At 69.8% G+C, this 23,085-nt stretch carries 19 protein-coding genes and 1 pseudogene; 9 read left to right on the top strand and 11 right to left on the bottom strand.

Going from position 1 to position 23,085, the window contains the following annotated elements:
• Positions 1-22 precede the first annotated feature (22 nt).
• On the top strand, positions 23-1,567 hold the full coding sequence (locus tag E1181_RS18170; protein WP_132676334.1) for an acetolactate synthase large subunit: 1,545 nt from the start codon (positions 23-25) through the stop codon (positions 1,565-1,567).
• Between the two features lie 69 nt (positions 1,568-1,636).
• On the opposite strand, the gene E1181_RS18165 is transcribed toward E1181_RS18170, so the two are convergent.
• The gene (locus E1181_RS18165) at positions 1,637-2,698 is read right to left on the bottom strand and encodes a 2-oxoacid:ferredoxin oxidoreductase subunit beta (RefSeq protein WP_132676332.1); all 1,062 of its coding nucleotides are present in this window, start codon (positions 2,696-2,698) and stop codon (positions 1,637-1,639) included.
• Positions 2,695-4,575, bottom strand: coding sequence for a 2-oxoacid:acceptor oxidoreductase subunit alpha (locus E1181_RS18160; protein WP_132676330.1), 1,881 nt, complete (start codon positions 4,573-4,575; stop codon positions 2,695-2,697). The genes E1181_RS18165 and E1181_RS18160 overlap by 4 nt, the downstream gene beginning before the upstream one ends.
• A 354-nt stretch (positions 4,576-4,929) precedes the next feature.
• Between E1181_RS18160 and E1181_RS18155 the strand changes: the two genes are divergently transcribed.
• Both E1181_RS18155 and E1181_RS18150 read left to right on the top strand, forming a co-directional pair.
• Positions 4,930-5,862: an alpha/beta hydrolase gene (locus tag E1181_RS18155; RefSeq protein WP_132676328.1), complete on the top strand. Its 933-nt coding sequence runs from the start codon at positions 4,930-4,932 to the stop codon at positions 5,860-5,862.
• Between the two features lie 57 nt (positions 5,863-5,919).
• Positions 5,920-7,278: a dihydrolipoyl dehydrogenase family protein gene (locus tag E1181_RS18150; protein ID WP_165944663.1), complete on the top strand. Its 1,359-nt coding sequence runs from the start codon at positions 5,920-5,922 to the stop codon at positions 7,276-7,278.
• Here E1181_RS18150 and E1181_RS18145 read toward each other — a convergent pair.
• A complete protein-coding gene (locus E1181_RS18145; RefSeq protein WP_132676324.1) occupies positions 7,275-8,507 on the bottom strand; it encodes a sensor domain-containing diguanylate cyclase in 1,233 nt (410 codons plus the stop codon). The two genes, E1181_RS18150 and E1181_RS18145, sit on opposite strands and share 4 nt — an antisense overlap.
• Positions 8,508-8,635: 128 nt before the next feature.
• On the opposite strand from E1181_RS18145, the gene E1181_RS18140 reads away from it, so the two are divergent.
• Positions 8,636-9,289, top strand: a complete 654-nt coding sequence (locus E1181_RS18140; RefSeq protein WP_165944662.1) for a GntR family transcriptional regulator — start codon at positions 8,636-8,638, stop codon at positions 9,287-9,289.
• 13 nt (positions 9,290-9,302) lie between these two features.
• Here the strand turns inward: E1181_RS18140 and E1181_RS18135 are convergent, their stop codons facing one another.
• Both E1181_RS18135 and E1181_RS18130 read right to left on the bottom strand, forming a co-directional pair.
• Positions 9,303-10,013: a TetR/AcrR family transcriptional regulator gene (locus E1181_RS18135; protein WP_132676320.1), complete on the bottom strand. Its 711-nt coding sequence runs from the start codon at positions 10,011-10,013 to the stop codon at positions 9,303-9,305.
• A 223-nt stretch (positions 10,014-10,236) separates the two neighbouring features.
• A complete protein-coding gene (locus E1181_RS18130; RefSeq protein ID WP_132676318.1) occupies positions 10,237-11,988 on the bottom strand; it encodes an acyclic terpene utilization AtuA family protein in 1,752 nt (583 codons plus the stop codon).
• Positions 11,989-12,180: 192 nt separating this feature from the next.
• Here E1181_RS18130 and E1181_RS18125 point away from each other — a divergent pair, with 192 nt between their 5' ends.
• Entirely contained in the window at positions 12,181-12,981 is an 801-nt protein-coding gene (locus tag E1181_RS18125) for a crotonase/enoyl-CoA hydratase family protein (protein ID WP_235876856.1), read from the top strand.
• On the opposite strand, the gene E1181_RS18120 is transcribed toward E1181_RS18125, so the two are convergent.
• Positions 12,978-13,862 (bottom strand): LysR family transcriptional regulator ArgP, encoded by an 885-nt coding sequence (locus tag E1181_RS18120; RefSeq protein ID WP_132676316.1) that lies wholly within the window; start codon positions 13,860-13,862, stop codon positions 12,978-12,980. The genes E1181_RS18125 and E1181_RS18120 overlap by 4 nt on opposite strands.
• Before the next feature lie 66 nt (positions 13,863-13,928).
• Here E1181_RS18120 and E1181_RS18115 point away from each other — a divergent pair, with 66 nt between their 5' ends.
• Positions 13,929-14,543: a LysE/ArgO family amino acid transporter gene (locus E1181_RS18115; protein WP_132676314.1), complete on the top strand. Its 615-nt coding sequence runs from the start codon at positions 13,929-13,931 to the stop codon at positions 14,541-14,543.
• Positions 14,544-14,952: 409 nt separating this feature from the next.
• Here E1181_RS18115 and E1181_RS18110 read toward each other — a convergent pair whose 3' ends face one another.
• Complete coding sequence (locus E1181_RS18110; RefSeq protein WP_132676312.1) at positions 14,953-15,840, bottom strand: enoyl-CoA hydratase-related protein; 888 nt, start codon at positions 15,838-15,840, stop codon at positions 14,953-14,955.
• Positions 15,841-15,926: 86 nt separating this feature from the next.
• On the opposite strand from E1181_RS18110, the gene E1181_RS18105 reads away from it, so the two are divergent.
• Positions 15,927-16,619, top strand: coding sequence for a histidine phosphatase family protein (locus E1181_RS18105; RefSeq protein ID WP_132676310.1), 693 nt, complete (start codon positions 15,927-15,929; stop codon positions 16,617-16,619).
• A gap of 18 nt (positions 16,620-16,637) precedes the next feature.
• Here E1181_RS18105 and E1181_RS18100 read toward each other — a convergent pair whose 3' ends face one another.
• Genes E1181_RS18100 through E1181_RS18090 form a run of 3 tightly spaced genes read right to left on the bottom strand, consistent with a single transcriptional unit; the run spans position 16,638 to position 19,840 of the window.
• Complete coding sequence (locus tag E1181_RS18100) at positions 16,638-17,594, bottom strand: LLM class F420-dependent oxidoreductase (RefSeq protein ID WP_132676308.1); 957 nt, start codon at positions 17,592-17,594, stop codon at positions 16,638-16,640.
• Positions 17,595-17,610: 16 nt separating this feature from the next.
• Positions 17,611-19,143, bottom strand: coding sequence for an acyl-CoA synthetase (locus tag E1181_RS18095; protein WP_132676306.1), 1,533 nt, complete (start codon positions 19,141-19,143; stop codon positions 17,611-17,613).
• A 40-nt stretch (positions 19,144-19,183) separates the two neighbouring features.
• The gene (locus tag E1181_RS18090) at positions 19,184-19,840 is read right to left on the bottom strand and encodes a PaaI family thioesterase (RefSeq protein WP_132676304.1); all 657 of its coding nucleotides are present in this window, start codon (positions 19,838-19,840) and stop codon (positions 19,184-19,186) included.
• A 150-nt stretch (positions 19,841-19,990) separates the two neighbouring features.
• Between E1181_RS18090 and E1181_RS18085 the strand changes: the two genes are divergently transcribed.
• Positions 19,991-20,773 (top strand): IclR family transcriptional regulator domain-containing protein, encoded by a 783-nt coding sequence (locus E1181_RS18085; RefSeq protein WP_235876855.1) that lies wholly within the window; start codon positions 19,991-19,993, stop codon positions 20,771-20,773.
• A gap of 71 nt (positions 20,774-20,844) precedes the next feature.
• Here the strand turns inward: E1181_RS18085 and E1181_RS18080 are convergent.
• Positions 20,845-21,654, bottom strand: a pseudogene (locus E1181_RS18080) (glycine/sarcosine N-methyltransferase); the annotation flags it as partial.
• Between the two features lie 448 nt (positions 21,655-22,102).
• On the opposite strand from E1181_RS18080, the gene E1181_RS18075 reads away from it, so the two are divergent.
• Complete coding sequence (locus E1181_RS18075; RefSeq protein ID WP_132676300.1) at positions 22,103-23,053, top strand: glycoside hydrolase family 43 protein; 951 nt, start codon at positions 22,103-22,105, stop codon at positions 23,051-23,053.
• Positions 23,054-23,085 lie beyond the last annotated feature (32 nt).

Here is a 23,085-nt window from a genome sequence, read left to right as displayed (position 1 = left end):
CCGACGCGCCGTAGGAGTGCTCGTGAAGGGTTCCGAAGGCCTGCTGGCCACCGCAGCTGCCGCCGGTGTCGACCTCTGCTTCGCCAATCCCGGCACCACCGAGATCCCGCTGGTCGAGGCCTTCGACCAGGAATCCGGGGTCCGCGCGGTGCTGGGACTGTCCGAGGGCGTGGTGACCGGTGCGGCCGACGGCTACGGCCGGATGACCGGCAAGCCCGCGCTGACGCTGCTGCACCTCGGGCCGGGATTCGCCAACGGCATCGCGAACCTGCACAACGCGCGTCGCGCTCGCACCCCGATCATCAACCTGATCGGCGAGCACGCGTCCTGGCACCAGTCGGCCGACGCCCCGCTCAACAGCGACATCGAGTCGTTGGCGCGTCCGGTGTCGGGCTGGGTGGGGCGGACGACCTCGGCCTCGACCGCGGCGGGCGAGTTCGCCGAGGCGTACCTGGCGGCGCTGCGAGACCGGCTTCCCGCGACGCTCATCGCCGCGGCCGACCACATGTGGGGCCAGGGCGCCATGCCGGTCGAGGTGCCCGCCGCGCCCGACCGCCCGCAGGTGGACGAGCAGCGGGTCGCCGAGATCGCCAAGGTGCTCTCCTCCGGGCGCCGCCCGGTGCTGCTGCTGGGCGGGCAGGCGCTGGAGAACCCCGAGGGGATCCGCACCGCCGTGCGCATCGCGGCGAAGGCCGGTGGCGAGGTGCTCGCCGAGCGCGGAAGCGCCCGCGTGGAGCGCGGTCCGGGGATTCCTCCGGTGCGGATGCTGCCCTACTTCCCGGAGGCCATGAGCGCCACGTTCGAGGGATTCTCCGATCTGATCCTCGTCGGGGCCCGCACGCCGGTGTCGTTCTTCGGCTACAAGGGCCAGCCCAGCCATCCGCTGCCCGACGGTGTGAAGGTCCACGAGCTGGCCGATGCCGACGCCGACGCCCTCCACGCCCTGGCCGCGCTCGCCGAGGCGACCGACAGCGCGGCCGAGAAGCTCCCGCAGGCACAGCGTCCCCAGGTGACGGCTCCGACGGGCGCGCTGGACGCCGACGCGATCGCAGCGGCGATCGTGCTGACCCAGCCGGAGAACGCGATCATCGTCAACGAGGGCGTCTCGTCCTCGGCGGCCTATCCCGCGATCGCCGACGCCGCGCCCGCGCACAGCGAGCTCTCGCAGACCGGCGGTGCCATCGGCATGGGGATGCCGGTGGCCACCGGTGCCGCGATCGCCTGCCCGGACCGCGCGGTGATCAACCTGCAGGCCGACGGCAGCGCCGCCTACACCGTCCAGGCGCTGTGGACCCAAGCGCGCGAGAAGCTCGACGTCACCACGGTGATCTGCTCCAACTCGCGCTACCGCATCCTCGACGAGGAGCTCCGGCGCGCGGGCATCGACGATCCCGGCGCCGCCGCGGCGTCCATGACCAGCCTCGCCGATCCGGCCCTCGACTGGCTGCAGCTGGCCAGGGGCTTCGGCGTGGACGCCACCCGCGCCACCACCGGCGAGGAACTCCGCGCCGCCCTGAGCCGCGCCTTCACCGAATCGGGCCCGCACCTCATCGAGGCGGTCCTGTGACCCGCTGAGAGCTCGACATGCGAAGAGCCCCACCGCTCGGTAGGGCTCTTCGACGTCACCGGGTTCGCCTCAGATGGTCCAGGTGTCGTTGCCGTTGAGCAGCTTCTGCAGGTCCGCGGGCTTGGAATCCGCCGCCTGGGCGACCTGCTCGCGGGCGAGGTCGTCGTAGGTGGGGCGGACGGTGTTGCGGAAGACGCCGGTGATCGCCGGGCTTAGGTCCTGGCCGCCGAGGCGGGACAGGGCGAAGGCCAGCGACGGGTCCTCGCGCTCGGCGTCGTGCACCACGACGTCGGAGGTGTCCACTTCGGACAGCTTGGCGACGCGGAGCCCGTCCGGGCCCTGCACGACGCCGTAGCGCTCGTCCTCCGGTCCGAACACGATCGGCTCGCCGTGGGTGAGCGAGACGATCCGGCGTTCCTTCTCCTCGTTGTCCTTGAGGACGTCGAAGGCGCCGTCGTTGAAGATCGGGCAGTTCTGGTAGATCTCCACCAGCGCGCTGCCCCGGTGCTCGGCGGCGGCCTTGAGCGTCTCGGTGACGCTCGCGCGATCGGAGTCGATCACCCGCGCCACGAACGACGCCTCCGCACCCAGGGCCAGCGACACCGGGTTGAACGGGTAGTCCAGCGAACCGGCCGGGGTCGACTTGGTGACCTTGCCGACCTCGCTGGTCGGCGAGTACTGGCCCTTGGTGAGACCGTAGATCCGGTTGTTGAACAGCAGGATCTTCAGGTTCACGTTGCGGCGCAACGCGTGGATCAGGTGGTTGCCGCCGATGGACAGCGCGTCGCCGTCACCGGTGACCACCCACACCGACAGGTCCGGCCGCGAGGTCGCCAGACCCGTCGCGATGGCCGGGGCACGTCCGTGGATGGAGTGCATCCCGTAGGTGTTCATGTAGTACGGGAACCGGCTGGAGCAGCCGATGCCCGAGACGAACACGATGTTCTCGCGCTTGAGCCCCAACGACGGCAGGAAGCTCTGCACCGCGTTGAGCACGACGTAGTCGCCGCACCCCGGGCACCAGCGGACCTCCTGGTCGGACTTGAAGTCCTTGGCCTTCTGCGGCGCATCGGCGGCCGGCACCCCGGCCAGTCCGCCGAGCGACGGCATTCCCAGCTCGGTGGCGGTCACGCGGACACCCCCTGCAAGACATCGGTGAGCACGTTCTGCAGTTCTTCGGCTTGGAAGGGCAGACCGGCGACCTTGGTGTAGGACTGCACGTCGACGAGGTAGCGGGCGCGCAGCAGCATCGCCAGCTGGCCGAGGTTCATCTCCGGCACGATCACCCTGTCGTAGCCGCGCAGCACCTCGCCGAGGTTGGCCGGCATCGGGTTGAGGTACCGCAGGTGCGCCTGCGCGACCTGCAAGCCCTGCGCCCGCACCCGGCGGCACGCCGCGCCGATCGGGCCGAACGACGATCCCCAGCCCAGCACCAGCACCCGGGCCTCACCGGACGGGTCGTCGACGGTGAGGTCGGGGACGGTCACGCCGTCGATCTTGCGCTGCCGCAACCGGACCATGTGGTCGTGGTTGTCCGGGTCGTAGGAGATGTTGCCCTTGCCGTCGGCCTTCTCCAGACCGCCGACCCGGTGCTCCAGCCCCGGCGTGCCCGGAACCGCCCAGTCGCGGGCGAGGGTCTCCTCGTCGCGCACGTAGGGCCAGAACTCGCCCGAGCCGTCGGTGGCGTTGGGTTCGGTGGCGAACTCCACGCTCAGGTCCGGCAGCGACGTCACGTCCGGGATCAGCCACGGCTCGGAACCGTTGGCGATCGCCCCGTCGGACAGCAGCAGCACCGGCGTCCGATACTCCAGCGCGACCCGCACCGCCTCCATCGCGATCTCGAAGCAATCCGCCGGCGAGCACGGCGCCAGCACCGGCACCGGCGACTCGCCGTTGCGCCCGTAGAGCGCCTGCAACAGGTCGGCCTGCTCGGTCTTGGTCGGCAGACCCGTCGACGGGCCGCCTCGCTGGATGTCGCACACCAGCAGCGGCAGCTCCAGCGCCACCGCCAGACCGATCGTCTCCGACTTCAGCGCCAGACCCGGACCCGATGTGGTCGTCACGCCCAGCGAACCGCCGAAGGAGGCCCCCAGAGCGGCACCGACACCGGCGATCTCGTCCTCGGCCTGGAAGGTGGTGACGCCGAAGTTCTTGTGCTTGGCCAGCTCGTGCAGCACGTCCGAGGCCGGGGTGATCGGGTAGGTGCCCAGGAACACCGGAAGCTTGCTGCGCTGCCCAGCGGCCACGATCCCGTAGGCCAGGGCGGTGTTGCCGGTGATCTGCCGGTAGGTGCCCTCCGGCAGCTTGGCCGGAGCGACCTCGTAGGTCACCGCGAACGACTCGGTCGTCTCGCCGTAGTTCCAGCCCGCGCGGAAGGCCAGCACGTTGGCCTCGGCGATGTCGGGCTTGCGGGCGAACTTCTCCCGCAGGAACCGCTCGGTGCCCTCGGTCGGCCGGTGGTACATCCACGACAGCAGACCCAGCGCGAACATGTTCTTGCAGCGCTCGGCGTCCTTCTTGCCCAGTCCGGTGTCCGCCAGCGCGCCCTGGGTCAACGTCCCCATCGCCACCCGGTGCACCGCGTACAGCTCGTCGAGGACCTCGCCCTCCAGCGGGTCGCCCTCGTAGCCGACCTTGGTGAGGTTGCGCTTGGTGAACTCGTCGGTGTTGACGATCAGGATCCCACCATGCGGAAGATCGCCGAGGTTCGACTTCAGCGCCGCCGGGTTCATCGCCACCAGCACGTCCGGCCGGTCGCCGGGCGTGAGGATGTCGTAGTCGGCGAAGTGGAGCTGGAAGCTCGACACGCCCGGGAGCGTGCCTGCGGGGGCCCGGATCTCGGCCGGGAAGTTCGGCAGCGTGGCCAGGTCGTTCCCGAAGGCCGCGGCCTCCGAGGTGAACCGGTCGCCGGTCAGCTGCATGCCGTCACCGGAGTCACCGGCGAAGCGAATCACGACCCTGTTGAGCTTGCGGGTCCCGTTCGTCCGGTGTCCGTTCGTCGCACCCAATTGATCCGTTCCCCTTCAATTGCAGGCAACGTTCGTCCTGTGGCGAACGATACAGGTACAGGAGTGGCCGCGATCACGGAGTCGATCTTGACGACCACCGTGCGCGATCCTCCGCGCGGAACGATCCAGTTCCAGATCCCCGCGCAGGCAGGAGTACCTGTATCGATGGTGCAACCGGGAAGTGAACGGACGCTACGGGCTGCTCATCGGCAAATTTGTGATCTGCCACACCATGACTGGTTCCCATGATGCGGGAAAACGATCGCTCAACTGGCCGATGCCCACCCGGGGCCGGGTCGGATTACATCTCAAGCCGGGCTACAAGTCCGGTCGAGCCTGCCCGTGGAGGACACCATGCCGCTGCATCCGGAAGCCGAACCCTTCGTCGCACAGGCGAAGCAGCTGTTCCCCGACCTCGGCGGCGAGGTGACCGACGCCGCGACGGCCCGCAGGCTCTCGGCGGCCAGAGGCGATGACCGACCGCGCCCGGAGGTCGAGCGCGTCGAGGACCGGCTGATCCCGGGCTCCTACGGCGTGGAGATCCCGGTGCGGATCTACTGGCCGAGCACCGGGACCGGGCTGCCGCTGCTGGTGTACTTCCACGGCGGCGGCTGGGTCTTCGGCGACCTGGAGTCCCACGACGGCCTGGCGCGCTCGCTGGCCAACGAGGTCGGCGCGATCGTGATCTCGGTGGACTACCGGCTCGCGCCCGAGCACCGCTACCCCGCCGCCGTCGAAGACGCCTACTCCGCGACCGTGTGGGCCGCCGCCCACGCCGAGGAGCTCGGCGCCGACGCGTCCCGGCTGGCCGTGGCCGGCGACAGCGCAGGCGGCAACCTCGCGGCGGTGACCTGCCTGCAGTCCCAGGAGCGCGGCACCCCGGAGGTGGCCTTCCAGCTGCTGATCTACCCGGTCACCGACCACGACTTCACCACGCCGTCCTACGTGGACAGCGGGCCGGACTGCCTGCTGACCAAGCAGCACATGATGTGGTTCTGGGACGAGTACGCCCCCGACCTGGAGGTCCGCGACCACCCGCACGCCTCGCCGCTGCGCGCCGACGACCTCACCGGCCTGCCACCCGCGCACGTGCTCACCGCGGGCATGGACCCGCTGTGCAGCGAGGGCAGGCGCTACGCCGAGCGCCTCGAGGAAGCCGGTGTGCCGACCTCGACCCAGCACTGCCCAGGGCTCTTCCACGGCTTCGCCCCCGACGCCGAGGCGATACCGGTCGCGGCCGAGGCGATGCGCGAGGTCTACGCGGTGCTGCGCACGGCGCTCGGCTAGCGCTCCCGCCCCTGCAGTGGTGCGCTGGGGGCGAGACGAGAGCGGGGGGTGGGCCAGGTGGCCGACGAGGTCGATGTCGTGGTGATCGGCATGGGGCCGGGTGGCGAGGACGTGGCCGCCCGACTCGGACGTGCCGGGTTGTCGGTGATCGGAGTCGAATCGCGCCTGGTGGGCGGCGAGTGCCCGTACTACGCGTGCATCCCGACCAAGATCATGGTGCGCGCCGCTGACGCGCTGGCCGAAGCGCGCCGCGTGGGCGAGCTGGCCGGGTCGTCGACCGTCCGGCCGGACTGGTCCCCGGTGGCCGCTCGCATCCGCGACGAGGCCACGACCGGTTGGAACGACGAGATCGCGGTCCGCCGGTTCGAGGGCACCGGCGGTCGGCTGGTGCGCGGCGTCGGGCGGATCACCGCTCCCGGCGAGGTGACGGTCGGCGAGCAGGTGCTGCGGGCCCGGCGCGCCATCGTGCTCAACCCCGGAACCGAACCGGCCGTCCCACCGATCGAGGGCTTGGCGGGCACTCCGTTCTGGACCAACCGCGAGGTCGTGTCGATCGAGAAGCTCCCGGAGTCGCTCGTCGTGCTGGGCGGCGGCCCGGTGGGGCTGGAGTTCGCGCAGGTCTTCGCCCGGTTCGGCAGCGAGGTCACGGTCATCGAGGCGCAGCCGCAACTGCTCCCGCTGTCCGAGCCGGAGGCCGCCGAGGTGATCACCGACCGCCTGCTGGCCGAGGGGCTGCGCGTCCGGGTCGGGAGCGCCGTGCAGCGGGTGTCCCACGACGGGCGCTTCCAGATCTCCACCGAGGGAGAGCAGTTCGAGGCCGATCACCTGCTGGTCGCCACCGGCAGGCGCACGGACCTGGGCGCGCTCGGCGTGGCGGCCGTGGGCCTCGACGACACCGCCCGCACGATCTCCGTCGACGGCCGGATGCGCGCCACCGACGGCGTCTGGGCGGTCGGCGACGTGACCGGCCACGGAGCGTTCACCCACACCTCGGTCTACCAGTCGCGGATCGCGGCGGCCGACATCCTCGGCGAGCAGGTCACCCCCGCTGACTACCGCGCGATGCCGTCGGTGACGTTCACCGATCCGGAGGTCGCCACCGTCGGGCTGACCGAGACCCGAGCCGTCGCCGAACTCGACCGGGTGCGCACCGCGATCTCCCGGCTGCCCGAATCGACCAGGGGCTTCATCCACAAGGTCGGCAACGAGGGCCTGGTGAAGCTGGTCGCCGACGGCGATCGCGGTGTCCTGGTCGGTGCCACGGCCGTCGGCCCGTCCGGCGGAGAGATCATCGGCGCGCTGGCCGTCGCGGTGCACGCCGAGGTGCCGATCTCCCGGCTCAGCGAGATGATCTTCGCCTACCCCACGTTCCACCGGGCGATCGAACCCGCTCTCGACGAGCTCGCCGCTCCCTAGTCGCGGGCCGCGCCCCGGCGGCGCTTGCGCTCGTACATGTCCTGGTCAGCGGCGTGCAGCAGCTCGTCCCGGGTGGCGTGCGGATCGGTGGTGACGGCGAGCCCGACGCTGGTGCGCAGGCGCAGGGTCGTTCCGCTCACCGTCACCTCCCGGTTGAGGCGCTGCTCGATGCGGTCGCGCAGAGCGGCGGCTTCTGCTGCGCTCTCGACCAGCCCCACCACGACGAACTCGTCGCCACCGAGGCGCGCGACCGCGTCGCCTCCGGGGACCGCCTCCTGCAGCTCGTGGGCGGTGGCGATGATGACCTTGTCCCCCATCAGGTGGCCGTACTGGTCGTTGAGCGGCTTGAGCTCGTCGAGATCGGCCACGATGACGGCGAGCATCCCGTCTCCCCTGGCGATCCGCCTGAGCCCCAGGTCCATCAGGTCGGCGAGCATCGTGCGGTTGGCCAGGCCGGTGAGCGGGTCGTGCAGCGCGAGCTGCGCCAAGCGTGCGTCGGCGAGGCGGCGCTCGCCGATGTCGTCGTACTGGCTGACCACGAAGGCCGGCCTCCCGCTGGCCCCCGGGACCGCGGTGGCGCGGATCAGCATCCAGATCGCGTGGCCGTCCTTGCGCCGGTAGCGCTTCTCGATGTTGACGCTCTCCACCACGCCGTTGACGAGATCCTCCAGCGCCGCGCGGCCGCGCTCGTCGTCGTCCTCGAAGGTGACCTCGCTGAAGTGCTTGCCGAGCATCTCCTCGCGGGTGTAGCCGAGCATGTCGCAGAGCGTGTCGTTGACCTCGGTCCAGTACCCCTTGAGGTCCAGCAGCGCCATGCCGATCGGGGCGTTGGCGAAGCTGCGCTGCCACAGCAGTTCTGCCTCGCGGCGGCTGGTGATCTCCTGGCTCTGGGAGAGGAAGTAGACGGGTGCACCGAGGGCGTCCCGGATGAACGAACGAGAGACCAGCACCCAGATCACGCTCCCGTCGGAGCGGATGTAGCGCTTCTCCAGCGGCACCTCCGACTCGATCGGACCCTCGGCGTCGATGTCATCGGGGTGCGTCACGCTGCGGTAGTCGCGACCGACCAGCTCCTCCGGGCGGTAACCCAGCATCGTGCAGAACGCATCGTTGACGTGCAGGTACTTGCCCTGCAAGTCGATGATCGCCATGGCTGCCGCAGCCTGTTCGAAGAGCGGCTGCCAGGGGCTCGGCACAGCGTCTCCGCCCGGTGATGAGGAGTGGGACATACGAAACGCACGATAGCCGCCGCGCACCGGGCACGCATCGACTGACGAAGACCACATCTCCGCGTAAGACTCCGAACACGGTGCGTTACTATCCCGGCACCGATCCAGTCGAGCGCGGAGCGTGTGCAATGGCGGGAACCTCGGTGGGGCGCGCCGTCGATCAGATCCGGCGGATGCTGCGCAGTCAGGAACTGCTTCCGGGACAGCCCCTGCGGCAGGAGGCCCTGGCCGAACGGCTGGGGATGAGCCGGGTTCCGATCCGGGAGGCCCTCAAGTCGCTGGAGGCCGAAGGCGTCGTGCGCCACCAGCCGAACGTGGGCTACACGGTGACCCGGCTGTCCTCCGACGAGCTGCAGCAGTCGTACTTGATGCGCGCCGCGCTCGAGTCCACGGTGCTGCGCCGGGTTCCGCAGTTCAGCGACGCGCAGCTGGTCGATCTGCGCGAACTCAACCGGAGCATCGAGGCCGCCGCGGAGGCCACCGACGTGCTGCGGATGACCGAGCTCGACCACGACTTCCACTTCGTGATCTTCCGGAGCTCCCGGCTCGACCTGATCGTCGACGAGATCGAGCGAATATGGACCATGACCGAGCCGTACCGCTCGGTCCACTTCTACGACCAGGGCGCTCGGCGAAGACTGGTGCACGAGCAGCGCATGCTGATCGACGCGCTGCGCAAGGGCGAGACGGCCACCGCGATCTCGATCATGGACGCGCACCGCAACAGGCCGGCGCTCCCGCTCCCCGCCACCTTCGGCGCCGCGATCCCCTCAGCGCGCTGACGTCGTCGCGGCGCTAGAGCGATTCGATGCGGGCGGCGACGCCGTCCAGGACGCGGCGCAATCCGTACTCGAACGGAACGTCGGCCTTGCCCGGGCGGCGTTGCGCCACCGCGGCCATGACCTCGCAGACGGTCGGGAAGGCCTCCTGCTGACCGAACTCGGCCAGCATCGCCGCGCTGATCATCTGCGGTTCGTCGGAACCCCGGTCAGCCACGAAGGGGGCGCTGCCCCGGACGAAACCGTTGACCAGCAGCACGATGTTGAGCATGTCGGCCGGTCCGAGACCGGTGCCGCGCAGCGCCGCCAGCCCCGCTTCCAGGAAACCGACCTCGTTCGGCCCCATCACCCGCGGCCGGGTCACCAGCGCCAACGCCCACGGGTGGCGTTCGAAGACGCTGACGTTGGCTCGGGCCCAGGTTTCCATCGCGCTGCGCCAGCCGGCTCGCTTGCCGATGTCGGGTGGAGCGCCGATGGCCGTGTCGAGCATCAGGCTGGTCAACTCGTCCTTGCTCGGCACGTAGCGGTAGAGCGACATGGTGCCGACGCCGAGCTCTCCGGCGAGCCGTTGCATCGACAGCGCCTCCAGACCTTCGGAATCGGCGAGCTGGACGGCTGCCTCGACGATGCGGGGCAGGCTCATCGTGGGTTTCGGTCCGCGCGGTGGGCGGCTCCTGTCGCCCCAGAGCAGTTGAGCGCCACTGGGCTGGACGTGTCGATCGGGCATCGCTGTCCATCCTCGTGCTCGACGTCGGCGTCTTCGTCGCGCGTAGAGGCTACGCCGAACGGGTTAACAACCCGTGTTCTGCACGGCGTGTTCGGAGATTTCGCGAGTCCGGTTCGGCGGCATCACCCCCAGCCGATGCCGCCGAACCGCCCCGACCCCATCGCTTCGCAATCCCCTATTGCGTGCGGCATACGCATATTACCGCACGGCCCGACGGCGAGATCTAGAGGAGCTCCTCCGGCACGTCCACCAGCCGAGCGCGCAGGAACTCCCCCACCGCTTTGCCGATCGGATCGACCCGAAGGTTGCTGGAACCGCCGGTGCCCAGCAGTCCGCGCAGCACGAAGTGGACGGCGCGCAGGTTCGGGAACTCGTGCCGCACGATCTCCAGTCCCGCGGCCTCCGGCATCAACCGGCGCAGCTCCTCCGCGGTGAGCAGGCTCCGCAGCCACGGCCAGGCGTCCGGGTCCGACACCCACAGGCCCACGTTGCTGTTGCCGCCCTTGTCGCCTGCCCTGGCGTGCGCGACGCGTCCCAGCGGCACACGCCGAGTCGAACGCGGTTCCCAGAGCGGTGGCTCGGGATGCTCTGGCTGGGAGGGCTTTTCGACGACCGCGCTCGGTTCGACCTCGATGCGGGAACCGTCGTCGAGGACCACGACGTGCCCGACCGCGCCGACGTCCAGCAGCGCGGGCCAGTAGTCGATGCGCGTGCTCGGCGTCGCCGCCTGCCGTGCGGCGGTGTCGGTGAAGAAGCCCGGGATGCTCGACAGGTACAGCTGACCCACGCCGGCGACCAGTCGTTGCAGCGGTTCGCGTTCCGCCGCGGTGGCCATGATCCTCACCTGGGCGGTGGCGTCCCACTGCCGCTGCGGATCCTCGGCTGCGACACCGATCGCGGAGACATCGAGCTCGGCCTCGGCGTCGTCCAGCAGCGCCTCGGCCTGCTCGCGGATCAGCGCCACCTTCTCCTCGATGTCGAGACCGGTGGCGTAGAGGGTGGTGACGATCTGGTGGCCGATCGGCGCGAACAGCGCCACCTTGGTCGTCGGCGGTGGCGGCGAGCCGGTGGTGCCCGACAGCTCCACCCGGTCCGGCCCGATCTCGCTGAGCCGCACGGCGTCCAGGTGCGCGGTGACGTCCGGGTTGAGGTAGCGCGGCCCCTGGATCTCGTAGACCAGCTGCGCGGTCACGGTGTCCACTGTGACCGCTCCGCCGTGCCCGGAATGCTTGGTGATGACGGTCGTCCCGTCGGAGTCGATCTCGGCGATCGGGAAGCCCGGTGCGACCACACCTGGGATCTCGGTGAAGCCGGAGAAGTTGCCGCCGGTCGCGTGCGGCCCGCACTCGATGATGTGCCCGGCGACGACGGCCGCGGCGAGCTGGTCGAAGTCGGTGCGCTCCCACTCGTGCCACCAGGCGGCGGGGCCGACGGTCAGGGAGGCGTCGGTGACCCGCCCGCACACCACGACGTCGGCTCCTGCGCGCAGCGCGGCGGCGATTCCCCAGCCGCCGAGGTAGGCGTTGGCCGCCACCGGTCGCCCTCGCCAGCTCGACAGCGGTTCGCCGGTGTCCATGCTGGCCAGGTCGTGCCCCTCCGCCTGCAGCTCGTCCAGCCTCGGCAGCACGTTGTCGCCCTCGACGTGGGCGACCCGCAGGTCCGCTCCGGCTTCGGCGACCAGCCGCCGGACCGCCTCGGCCAGCCCCGCCGGGTTGAACCCGCCCGCGTTGACGACCACCCGCGTCCCGCGCTCGGCGATCGCGGGCAGGTGCGGTTCCAGCTGCGTCAGGAAGTACTCGACGTAACCGCGCGACGGGTCGTTGCGGTGCCGGGCGGAGAGCATCGCGAGGGTGAACTCGGCGAGGTAGTCACCGATGAGGACGTCGACCGGATCTCCCGCCATCGCCTCGTCGAGCGCGCTGCGCCTGTCTCCCAAGTAGCCCGAGAACCCTGCGATCCGAATCGGCCCAGCCATAGATCCCACCTCATCCGGGGTCGGCGAACTCGTCGGTGACGCTAGGCACAGTGAGGCGACGAGCACAAGAACGCGCCCGGGGCCCGATCTTGACTGCGCGCACGCGCGGCCCTTAACGTTCGCTAAGTTCCGCCGCGCACGGTTTCGCCCTGCAGCGCGCGGTTTTCGCAACCCTGCCTGGAGGAAGAGCCCGTGTCGACAGCAGAGCGGATCAGCTGCACCGTCACCGATGGAGTGGCCGACGTGCGGTTGAACCGCCCCGACAAGCTCAACGCCATCGACCAAGCGATGTTCGAGGAACTCGTCGCCACCGGCGAACGGCTGCGCGCGGATTCCAGCGTGCGCGCGGTCGTGCTCTCCGGCGAGGGGCGCGGTTTCTGCGCCGGCCTGGACTTCAGCGTCTTCGGCGAGATGGCCGAGGGCGCTCGCCCGCCGCGCCTGGAGACCGACGGCCCGGCCAAGGCGCTCGCGCAGCAGGCAGTGCACATCTGGACGCTGATGCCGCAGCCGGTGATCGCCGCGGTGCACGGCGTCTCCTACGGCGGCGGGCTGCAGATCGCGCTGGGCGCCGACATCCGGCTGGTCGCCCCGGACGCCCGGCTGTCGGTGCTGGAGATCAAGTGGGGCATCAACCCCGACATGACCGGCACCCAGGTGCTGCCGGAGCTGGTGGGCCGCGATGTCGCCAAGGAGCTGACGTTCACCGGCCGCGTGGTCAGCGGCGAGGAGGCCGTCGCACTGCGGCTGGCCACCCGCGTCGAAGAGGACCCGCACGCGGCGGCCCTGGCGCTGGCGCGCGAGATCGCGGGCAAGAGCCCGCAGGCCATCCGCGAGTCCAAGCGGCTGCTCGACCTGGCCGGGCGCATCCCGCTCGACGAGGGCTTCGAGGCCGAGCAGGTCGCGATCCACTCGCTGATCGGGACGCCGAACCAGCTGGAGGCGATCTCGGCGAACCTGGAGAAGCGCACCCCGAACTTCGCCGACCCGGCCTAGTCCAGGTCGGTCGCGGCGCTGGCCTGCACCGCGTCCGCCACGGCGGCCAGCGCGGGCGAGTCGAGCTTCCACTGCTGCCAGTACAGCGGCACGTCCACGCCGCGGTCCGGTGCGATGTCGACCAGCGCACCGGACCTCAGCAGCGAATCGGCCTGCACCCGCGGAACCATTCCCCAGCCGAGGCCCACCACGATGGCCTCGACGAACCCCTCCGAGGAGGGGACGAAGTGCCGGGGACCACCGGCACCCCGACCTCGGGTGATCGTGCGGGCGAAGGCGTCCTGCAGGTCGTCGTGGCTGTCGAAGATCAGCACCGGGACCTCGTCGAGGACCTGCGCGAGCGACCGCTCCCCCTTCCGCCCCGGAGCCACGCACGCCAGGTAGCGCATGTGCCCGAGCCGGCGCACCGAGCAGCCCTGGACGGGGTCCGGGGTCGAGGTCACCGCCGCCATCACACGCCCTTCCCGCAGCAGCGTCGTGGTGTGCGACTCGTCGGCGCGGTGCAGCTCGAAGCAGATCCCCAGGTCCTCGCGAACCCGCGCCAGGGCCGGCACGAACCAGGTGCTCAGCGAGTCGGCGTTGACCGCGATCGGCAGCGTGTTCGGCGCACCGCTGCCCGACATGCCGAGCTCGGCGGCCACGTCGCCCTCCATCCGCGCCAGCTGCCGGGCGAAGCGCACCACGACCTGGCCTGAATCGGTGAGCTGCACCGGCTTGCTGCGGATCACCAGGACGCGTCCGGTGCGCTGCTCCAGGGCTTTGAGCCGCTGGCTGACCGCCGACGGCGTCACGTGCAGCGCGGCGGCAGCGGCGTCCAGGGTGCCGCCGTCGACCACGGCGAGCAGCGTCCGGACGTGGTCCAAGGGCAGATCGAAGTTCACATCTCCTAATGGTAGTTCAGAATCGTTAGCTGTACTGTTCACCGATCGGCACCTAGCGTCGACCGCATGGCCAACGCCCTGCTCCCGATGTCCGCTGGTTTCGCGACCTGCATGTCCCTGATCGTCTCGATCGGAGCCCAGAACGCCTTCGTGCTGCGCCAAGGCCTGCGACGGCACGCCGTGCTGCTGGTGGTGACCATCTGCGTCGTCTCGGACGTCATCCTCATCGCCCTGGGAGTGGGCGGCTTCGGAACGCTGGTGACCAGCTCACCCACGCTGCTCACCCTCTGCACCGTGATCGGCGGCAGCTTCCTGCTCTGCTACGGATTCCTCGCCGCCCGACGGGCGCTGCGCCCCGCGTCCGGCCTCGAAGCCGGTACCGGAGAGACGTCATCGCGCAGGCGGGCGGCGCTGACGTGCCTGGCCATGACGTGGCTGAACCCGCAGACCTACCTGGAGACGATCCTGCTCATCGGTTCGGTGGCGGCCGGCTACGGCGCGATGCGCTGGGAGTTCGGAGCGGGTGCGCTGGCGGCCAGCTGCGTGTGGTTCGTCGCCCTGGGCTTCGGGGCGCGACTGCTGACCGGGTTCTTCTCCCGGCCGGGTTCGTGGCGCGTGCTCGACGGTGTGATCGCGGTGATGATGGTGTCGCTGGGAACCAGCCTGCTGGCAGGCGCGTGAGCTGTGGATTCATCCAAGGTGATCACTTGATGGTGTTGTCCTGCAGCGGTTTTCGCACGTGATCACCTGATCGTGTAGGCGCTTTTCGCTCGCACTTTCGAACGACGAGATGCACCATTGACACATGCGTTCGACAGGAGTCACCCGAGGATCGTCGCCCACTGCTGATGCACACCTCTTCACTTCAACGATGTTCGGCCATCAGGACCTGGAATCCGCTTCCGGAGCGCGACATTCGCTCGGCCATGGAGCTCGTGCCCCTGTCGAGCAACGCCGCCGAGCCGTGGCCCGCGAGCCACCGCCCGGCACGCGCTGATGCCCGAACGTCTTTGACCTCACCGATCCTCAGATGGCCGGCGCTCCCGGCGACATGGTGCTTGACAACTGCAGAGTGGGAAAAAGCGGGCGCTCAGACCCCCTCCGGGCGAGCGGGCCACTCCGGCATGAACTCGGGGTAGTCCTGGCTCACCCGGAGGGGGAACTCCGGAGGCCGCTTGGCCAGGAACGAACCGATCCCCTCGGCCGCGTCCGCCCCGGCACCGAGCACGTTGATCCCCTTGGAGTCCAACCGGTGCGCCTCCCACGGCGATGACGCGGAGAGCATTCCCCACATGAGCTGGCGGGCCACCGCCACCGACACCCCCGAGGTGTTCTCGGCGATCTCTCGGCAGATCGAGCGCGCGGTGGGGATCAGCTCGTCATCGGCGACCACACGGGACACCAGGCGGCCCGACAGCGCTTCCGCGGAGTCGAAGAGGCGCCCGGTCGCGGCCCACTCCATCGCCTGCGAGATGCCGACCACCCTCGGCAGGAACCAGGACGAGGCAGCCTCCGGGAGGATTCCCCGGCGGGTGAACACGAATCCGAACTTGGCGCTCTCGGCAGCGATGCGGATGTCCATCGGCAGCGTCATGGTCACTCCGACGCCCACCGCGGCACCGTTGAACGCGCCGATCACCGGCTTGCGCATCGCCGCCACCCGCAGCGCCACCGTGCCGCCACCATCGCGCGCAACCCCGTCGACCTCGCCGAGTTCGCGGTGGGCCTGTGCCCGCACGTCGTTGTTCTCGCCGTTGAAGGTGTCCTCCCCCGCGCTGAGATCCGCGCCCGCGCAGAACGCCCGGCCCGCACCCGTCACGATGACCGCGCGGACCGCGTCATCGGCCTCCGCGGCGTCGAAGGCCCCGATGAGCTCGCCGCGCATCACGTGGGTGAACGCGTTGAGCTGCTGCGGGCGGTTGAGGGTGATCGTGGCGATTCCCTCGGAAACCTCGTATCCGATCTCGGTGTACGTCATCGCACCATCCGTTTCGCGGGTTTGAAAACGACCTTGCGCAGTGGAAAAGTTCGGTCTGCAAGCACGAGCGCAGAAAGCGGGGCACCATGTCCGACGTCGAGTACCGGCAGTCCGCGTTCACGCCGCCCGCCGGTGCCACCGACATCCTGCTGGTCCGGCACGGCGAGTCCGCTCCGGCGGTCCCGGGCAAGCCCTTCGACCTCGTCGACGGGCAAGGCGATCCGGAACTGGCCCCGGCGGGCCGGGTGCACGCCGAGCGCGTGGGCCGACGACTCGCCGACGAGCGGCTGGACGCCCTCTACGTCACCAACCTCCGCCGCACGACCGAGACCGCCGCTCCCCTGGCCGCCAGGCTCGGTCTGGTCCCTCAGGTGGAGAAGGACCTGCGCGAAGTCCACCTCGGCGAGTTCGAAGGCGGACTGTTCCGGCAGAAGGTCGCCCAGAACGACCCGGTCATCCAGCGGATGCACAGCGAGGGCCGGTGGGACGTCATCCCCGGTGCCGAACGCGCCGAGGTGCTGCGCGATCGCGTCGCCGGAGCGATCAGCCGGCTCGCCGCCGCCCACCCCGACGAGCGCATCGCGGTGTTCACCCACGGCGGCGTGATCGGCGAGATCATGTCCATCGCCAGCGGCAGCCTCCCGATGGCGTTCCTCGGGGCGAGCAACGGTTCGATCTCGCAGATCGTGGTCACCGCCGGACGCTGGATCGTGCGGCGGTTCAACGACACCGCGCACCTGGACGGCGGGCTGGACGAGCAGCCCGCCGCCCTGAGCTGACACCGCGGCCAACGCGCGCTACTTCAACCCCAGCGCCCGGACGGCCTCGGTGGGGTCGCCCGGCGCGACCAGCGCGATCGCAGGTGTCGTCACACCGTTGTCAACGTACTGCTGGACGCGTTCGCGGCAGTGCTCGGCCGGGCCGTGCACCACCAGGTCGTCGACCACGCTGTCCGGGATCGCAGCGAGCGCGGCCTTGCGATCACCGGCGTCCCACGCCTCCCACATCGGGGTGAGCTCGTCGCGACCCAACCACTCGTGGAAAGCGCGGTAGACCGGCACGTTCATGTAGGCGGCGATGTGCCGTCGCGCCAACGCCCGCGCCGTGTCCGGATCGGTGTCCGGCATGACGAAGATGCGCGCCACGACCTCCTTGTCGGGGCCGCCCTCCCGCACGTAGGGCACGACGGTGCGCACGTCGTCCGGCGACAGCCAGTTGATGATCGCGCCGTCGGCCTCCCGCCCGGCCAGCTTCAGCATTCCCGGGCGCAGCGCGGCCACCAGCACGGGCGGCACCGGATCGGCCACCAGACCGGCGGTGAACCCCTTGACCTCGAAGGTGTCGTAGGACTCGGTGACCTTCTCACCGCTCAGCGCGCGGCGCAGGAACCGCACGGTGTCGCGCACCCGCTTGTACGGCTCGTCGAAGGGAATGCCGTTCCAGCGCTCCACGATGACGTTGGACGAGGTGCCCACTCCCAGCGCGAACCGGCCCGGGGCCGCGGCGGCGAGCGTGGCCGCGCTCATCGCCAATGTCGCCGGGCCGCGGGTGTAGACGGGCACGATCGCCGTGCCCAGCCGCAGTTGCGGAGCCCACGTGGCGGCCAGCGCCAGCGGGGTGAACGCATCGGCGCCGTTGGCCTCCGACGACCACACGTCGGTGTAGCCGAGGTCGGGCAGTTCGGCGATGAGTTCGCGCTGCTCCGGCAGCGAGAGCTCGGGCAGCGGAACGGAGATGCCCCAACGTCGATCCACGGATATCCCTTTCAGTTCAGTTCGCGTAGCGGGCTTTGAGCTTGCCCTTCACGAGTTTTCCGGTCGGTGTGCGCGGCATCTCGTCGACGAAGTCCACGCTGCGCGGCACCTTGTAGTGGGCCACCCGCTCGCGCGCGTGGTCGATGATCTGCCGCTCCAGCTCCGGTCCCGGTCGCGCTCCCGGCGCGGGTTGCACGACGGCCTTGACCGCCTCGCCCATCTCGGGGTCCGGGACGCCGAAGACGGCCACGTCGAGGATCGACGGGTGCAGCGCCAGCACGTCCTCGACTTCCTGCGGGTAGATGTTCACCCCGCCGGAGATGATCATGAATGCCTTGCGGTCGGTGAGGAACAGGTACCCGTCCTCGTCGAGGTATCCGAGGTCACCCGTCGTCGCCCAGTTGAGGTGGCCGGGATGTTTGGCCGAGCGGGTCTTCTCGGGATCGCCGAGGTACTCGAACTCGATCTCCTCGCGTTCGAAGAACACGGTGCCGACCTCACCGGCCGGCAATTCGTCGCCCGCTTCGTCGCAGACGCGGACGATGCCGAGCAGAGGTCGCCCCACCGAGCCCGGCTTCTCCAGCCATTGCGCCGAGTCGATCATCGTCATGCCGATGCCCTCCGTGGAGGAGTAGTACTCCTGCAGGATCGGGCCCCACCACTCGATCATCGCCCGCTTGACCTCGATCGGGCAGGGCGCGGCGGCGTGCACGGCGTTGCGGTGGCTGGAGAGGTCGTAGCGGTGGCGGGTCTGCTCGTCGAGCTTGAGCATCCGCACGAACATGGTCGGCACCCACTGGCTGTGGGTCACCTCGTAGCGCTCGATCGCCCGCAGCGCCTGCTCGGGTTCGAAGCGCTCCATCATCACCACGGTCCCGCCGATGGCGTGCACCGCCGCGCAGTAGCGCAGCGGAGCCGCGTGGTAGACGGGCGCCGGGGACAGGTAGACGGTGTCCTCGTCGAAGCCGTAGAAGCCGCGCAGCAGATCGACCAGTATGTTCCCCGGCTCGTGCACCTGGCGGTCGGGCAGTTCGGGCCGGATTCCCTTGGGACGGCCGGTGGTTCCCGAGGAGTACAGCAGGTCGGCACCGCACGGTTGCACCGCCGGGGCCTCGGCGGAGGCGGTGGCCAGAGCCTCCTCGTAGTCCCCGTACCCGGCCACCGGCCCGCCGTAGGCCAGCCGGACGCGCACGTCCGAGGTCAGTTCCGCGACCTGCTCGGGCAGCGCCCCCAAGCCGGCCGAGACCACGAGCGCGCTGGCGCCGGAGTCGTTGACGATGTAGGCGACCTCGTCTGGTTGCAGGTGGCTGTTGACGGCGCAGACGTACAGGCCCGAGCGCACGCCGGCCCAGTACACCTCGTAGGCGTGCAGGTTGTTGTCGGAGAGCACGGCGACCACGTCGCCCTTGGACAGCCCGGCGGCGCGCAGCGCGTTGGCCAGCCGCAGCGAACGCTCGTCGAGTTTTCGATAGGTCAGCACCTCGCCCGAGCCGGCCATGATCAGGGCCGGCTTGTCGGGCGTGGTGACGGCGTGGACACCTGGGTACATGCGGCTCCTCCTTGAACCTCGCGCACCGCCTTCGATTACCTCACTTGACGAGTCCCTCGACCTTCCCGAAGAGCCGGCTCGACTGCTCGGCGCTGGGCACCACGAACTTGCCCTCGGCCTCCACCAGCACCGTGTCCGGTGCCTCCGCGGTGCAGATCGTGGCCTTCGACTCGGTCCAGCGACCATCGACCCGCTCGACGCGACCGACGATCCGCAACGGGGTGGTCAGCGGCACCGGCCGCCGGTAGCGCAGCGACAGCTGCACCGTCATGCCGGGCGGCGCTCCACCTGCGGCGTGGGCGTGCCCGAGGATCTGGTCGAGCAGCAGTGCGCTCATGCCGCCGTGCACGTAGCTCGGCGGACCCTCGTAGGCCAGCCCGAGGGTGCAGGTGCCCACAGCGGCACCGTCGACGATCTCCACCTGCATCGGTGGGGCGATCGGGTTTCCCGGACCCACGGCCGGGCTGTAGAGGCGGCGCGGGCGCCGACCGTCGTCCACGGCGGCCAGCTGTCCGCGCTCGCGGCGTACCGCGTCCAGCGGGGGAACGAGCGCCCTCACCTGCGAGGTGATCTCGCGCAGGGTCTCGGTGTCCGCCTCGGTGGACACGGCGGCGTCGGTGAGGTCGCGCAGCGCGGAACCGAGCTCTCGCACCGCCTGCCGGCGTTCCCGCAGTTCGTCTTCGCTCTCGGCGGTCACGTTCGCTGATCCCTCCGGGGTCCCGACCAGATTTCGGCCTTCAGTTAAACCCGTCGCCCGCCCTCCAGTCCAGACAGACCGGCCGGTCGGTATGAGTTCCTTCCGGTACCGCACCGGATAGGCTTCGCAGGAGGCGAGTCGGGAGGTGTCGTGCCGCAACAGCGTGGAGAGCACTTCGTCCGCGCGGTGGAGCGGACCATGTCCGTGCTGCGGGCGTTCACCGCGGAGCGGGCCGAGCTGTCGCTGACGGAGGTCGCCCAGGCCGCGGACCTGGACAGGGCCGGTGCTCGCCGCATCCTGCTGACCCTCGTGGAGCTCGGCTACGTGCAGCAGACCGACCGCCGCTACGCGCTGACGCCCCAGGTGCTGGAGTTCGGCCACGCCTATCTCACCAGTCGGTCGTTGCCGCAGATTGCCGAACCGCACCTGCAGGAGCTGACCAGGCAGGTGCGGGAGATGACCGCGATGGCGGTGCTGGAGGGCACCGAGATCCGCTACATCGCTCAGGTGCCGAGCCCGAAGCTGCTGTCGGTGACGATCCCGGTCGGCACCCGGTTCCCCGCGCACGCGACCTCGATGGGCAAGGTGCTGCTGGCCGCAGTGCCGCCGGAGCGGCTGGAGGCCAGCCTCCGCTCGGTCGAGCTGGCACCGGTCACACCCCACACGGTCACGACCCGCCAAGAGCTGCTGGCGGAACTCGCCGCGGTACGCAAGCGCGGATTCGTGATCGCCGACGACGGGCTCGAGGAAGGCCTGCGCGGCGTGGCCGTCCCGGTCCGCGACACCGACGGCCGGGTGTTCGCCGCGGTCAACGTCTCCCTGTACAAGCACGGCTCCACCGAGGAAGGCGTTCAGCGCGAGATCGTGCCGCTGCTGGCGCGCACGGCGGCGCGCATCGAGGCCGACCTGCGGGTGCGGCCCGGAAACCGCTGAACAACGGTTCCCGGGCCGCACCTGGCGTCCCCGTGGCGGGTCTAGGGCGCAGGTCAGGCGTCGGGGTCCTCGACGTAGGTCTTCTCCGCGACGTGGATGTAGAAGTCGGGCTCGTCGACCGGGTGCTCCTGGAAGTCACCGAAGGTGTCGATGCGCTGGAACCCGACGTCGCGCAGCAGCCCGCGCAGGTAGTCCCTGCGCAGCGGGTACATGTTCAGGTGGTACTCGCTGCCGTCCGGGAACTCGTAGCGGTACCGGGCCAACCCGTCGTCGACGTGGTCGGGAACCGCTTCGACCTCGGTTCCGCAGTAGTAGTAGCTGCTCTTGCCGCCGGCCTTGCCGTCCAGCAGCGCGTCGTAGTTGCGCTGGTCGATGATCAGCACGCCGTCGTGCTTGAGCATCGCGTAGAACTCGGCGAGCGCCTTGCGGCGGTCGTGCTCGCTGAACAGGTGCGTGAACGAGTTGCCCAGGCAGATGACGGCGTCGAACTCACCGTGCACGTCGCGGTTGAGCCAGCGCCAGTCGGCGTTGACCACGCGCAGCAGGTGGCCGCCGTTGTCCATCCCGTTGCGGAACGCCTTCGCCAGCATCTGCGGGCTGCCGTCAGCGCTGACCGTCTCGAACCCGGCCTCGATCAGCTGCACGGAGTGGAATCCGGTCCCGGTCGCCACGTCCAGCACGCTGCGCACTCCGCGGGCCTTGAGCTGGTCGACGAAGAACCGGCCCTCCCCCGCGGCGCGGCGCTCCCAGTCGATCAGGTCGTCCCACTTGTCGACCATTCCGCCCACGTACTCCTGGGTGTAGTGGTCGGTTTCGCGGACCTCGAGCGGATCGTCGCCGAAGAACTGCTCACGAATTCCGGTCAGGACGTTCTCGGTCATGCTTCCTTTTTCCTCACATCGCTCAACAGTGGTGCGGCGCGCGCGATCGCCGAATTCAGCAGCGGAATTCCGATGCACCCGACGCTAGTCCGATGAATCCGGACAGCAAGACCCCTTCACCGCCCCGGCATGGCGGGACCACCGCGAGGCGTTGGTGACACGCGACGAAGAAGGGCGCTTCGACCAGTGCGTTCACGTGAGATCACCTCGGTGCTCGACTCGTCGGGTCCACGCCTTCGATCCGGTTCGCCCACCGAACCCGGCGATCGCTGAGCGAATTCCCAGCCTCCCCGGAACGGGGTACCCTGGTGATCTCGAATGCCACGCCGAGGCGCGGAAATCGGTACGCCCCGGCCGCATTCGAAGGACGGTGAGCAGAGTGCGACACCGATCAGCTCTCTCCCGCAGAACCTTGCTTTCCGGGGCACTGGCCACCGGAGCGCTCACCATGACCGGCAACACCACGGCCTGGAGCTCGCCCACGCACTTCGACAACCCGCTGGCGCTCAAACGTGCTGACCCGCACATCGTCCGCCACAACGACGGCACCTACTACTTCACCGCGACGGTCCCGACCTACGACAGCGTCGTGCTGCGCCGAGCGGCGACGTTGCAGGGGCTGGCCACGGCCGAGGAGCACATCCTCTGGCGCAGGCACGACAGCGGGGAGATGAGCAGGCACATCTGGGCACCGGAACTGCACCACGTCGACGGACGCTGGTACGTCTACTTCGCGGCGGGCAGTTCGGAGGACATCCAGTCCATCCGGATGTACGTGCTGGAGAACTCCAACCCCGATCCCCTGGCCGGAACCTGGGTGGAACGGGGCCGGATCCGCACCCCGTGGGACACCTTCGCCCTCGACGCCACGACCTTCGAGCACCGAGGCGTCCGCTACCTGGCCTGGGCCCAGCGCGAACCCGGTGTCGAGACCAACTCGAACCTCTACCTCGCACCGATGGACGATCCGTGGACGGTGGGCGACGAACCCGTGCGCCTGTCGATGCCGACTCACGACTGGGAGACACGCGGGTTCCGGGTCAACGAGGGGCCGGCGGCGCTCGCGCGCCACGGCAAGGTGTTCCTGACGTTCTCGGCCAGCGCCACCGACAGCAACTACTGCCTGGGGCTGCTCACCGCGTCGGCCGACGCGGACCTGCTCGACCAGACGTCGTGGGAGAAGAACCCGGAACCGGTGTTCGCCACCAACACCGGCACCGGCCAGTACGGGCCGGGGCACAACAGCTTCACCGTCACCGAGGACGGCGCTGACGTGCTCGTCTACCACGCGCGCCCGTACGACGCCGGCGTCGGCGATCCCAACCGGCACACCCGGTTGCAGACGTTCGAGTGGAAGCACGACGGTTCACCGGACTTCGGCGTACCGGTACCGGATTGAGAACGCGAAAAAGCGGTGCCCCGGCCGAAACC

The organism is Saccharopolyspora terrae (assembly GCF_004348435.1).
GTDB lineage: Bacteria > Actinomycetota > Actinomycetes > Mycobacteriales > Pseudonocardiaceae > Saccharopolyspora > Saccharopolyspora endophytica.
Note: the sequence above shows the minus strand (reverse complement) of the source record. Positions and strands in the feature narration are given on the sequence as shown.

Coding starts and splice junctions, on each gene's coding strand:
- E1181_RS18155 (WP_132676328.1), top strand. CDS start 4,930: ATGCCGCTGCATCCGGAAGCCGAACCCTTCGTCGCACAGGCGAAGCAG.
- E1181_RS18145 (WP_132676324.1), bottom strand. CDS start 8,507: ATGTCCCACTCCTCATCACCGGGCGGAGACGCTGTGCCGAGCCCCTGG.
- E1181_RS18140 (WP_165944662.1), top strand. CDS start 8,636: ATGGCGGGAACCTCGGTGGGGCGCGCCGTCGATCAGATCCGGCGGATG.
- E1181_RS18135 (WP_132676320.1), bottom strand. CDS start 10,013: ATGCCCGATCGACACGTCCAGCCCAGTGGCGCTCAACTGCTCTGGGGC.
- E1181_RS18130 (WP_132676318.1), bottom strand. CDS start 11,988: ATGGCTGGGCCGATTCGGATCGCAGGGTTCTCGGGCTACTTGGGAGAC.
- E1181_RS18115 (WP_132676314.1), top strand. CDS start 13,929: ATGGCCAACGCCCTGCTCCCGATGTCCGCTGGTTTCGCGACCTGCATG.
- E1181_RS18110 (WP_132676312.1), bottom strand. CDS start 15,840: ATGACGTACACCGAGATCGGATACGAGGTTTCCGAGGGAATCGCCACG.
- E1181_RS18105 (WP_132676310.1), top strand. CDS start 15,927: ATGTCCGACGTCGAGTACCGGCAGTCCGCGTTCACGCCGCCCGCCGGT.
- E1181_RS18095 (WP_132676306.1), bottom strand. CDS start 19,143: ATGTACCCAGGTGTCCACGCCGTCACCACGCCCGACAAGCCGGCCCTG.
- E1181_RS18075 (WP_132676300.1), top strand. CDS start 22,103: ATGACCGGCAACACCACGGCCTGGAGCTCGCCCACGCACTTCGACAAC.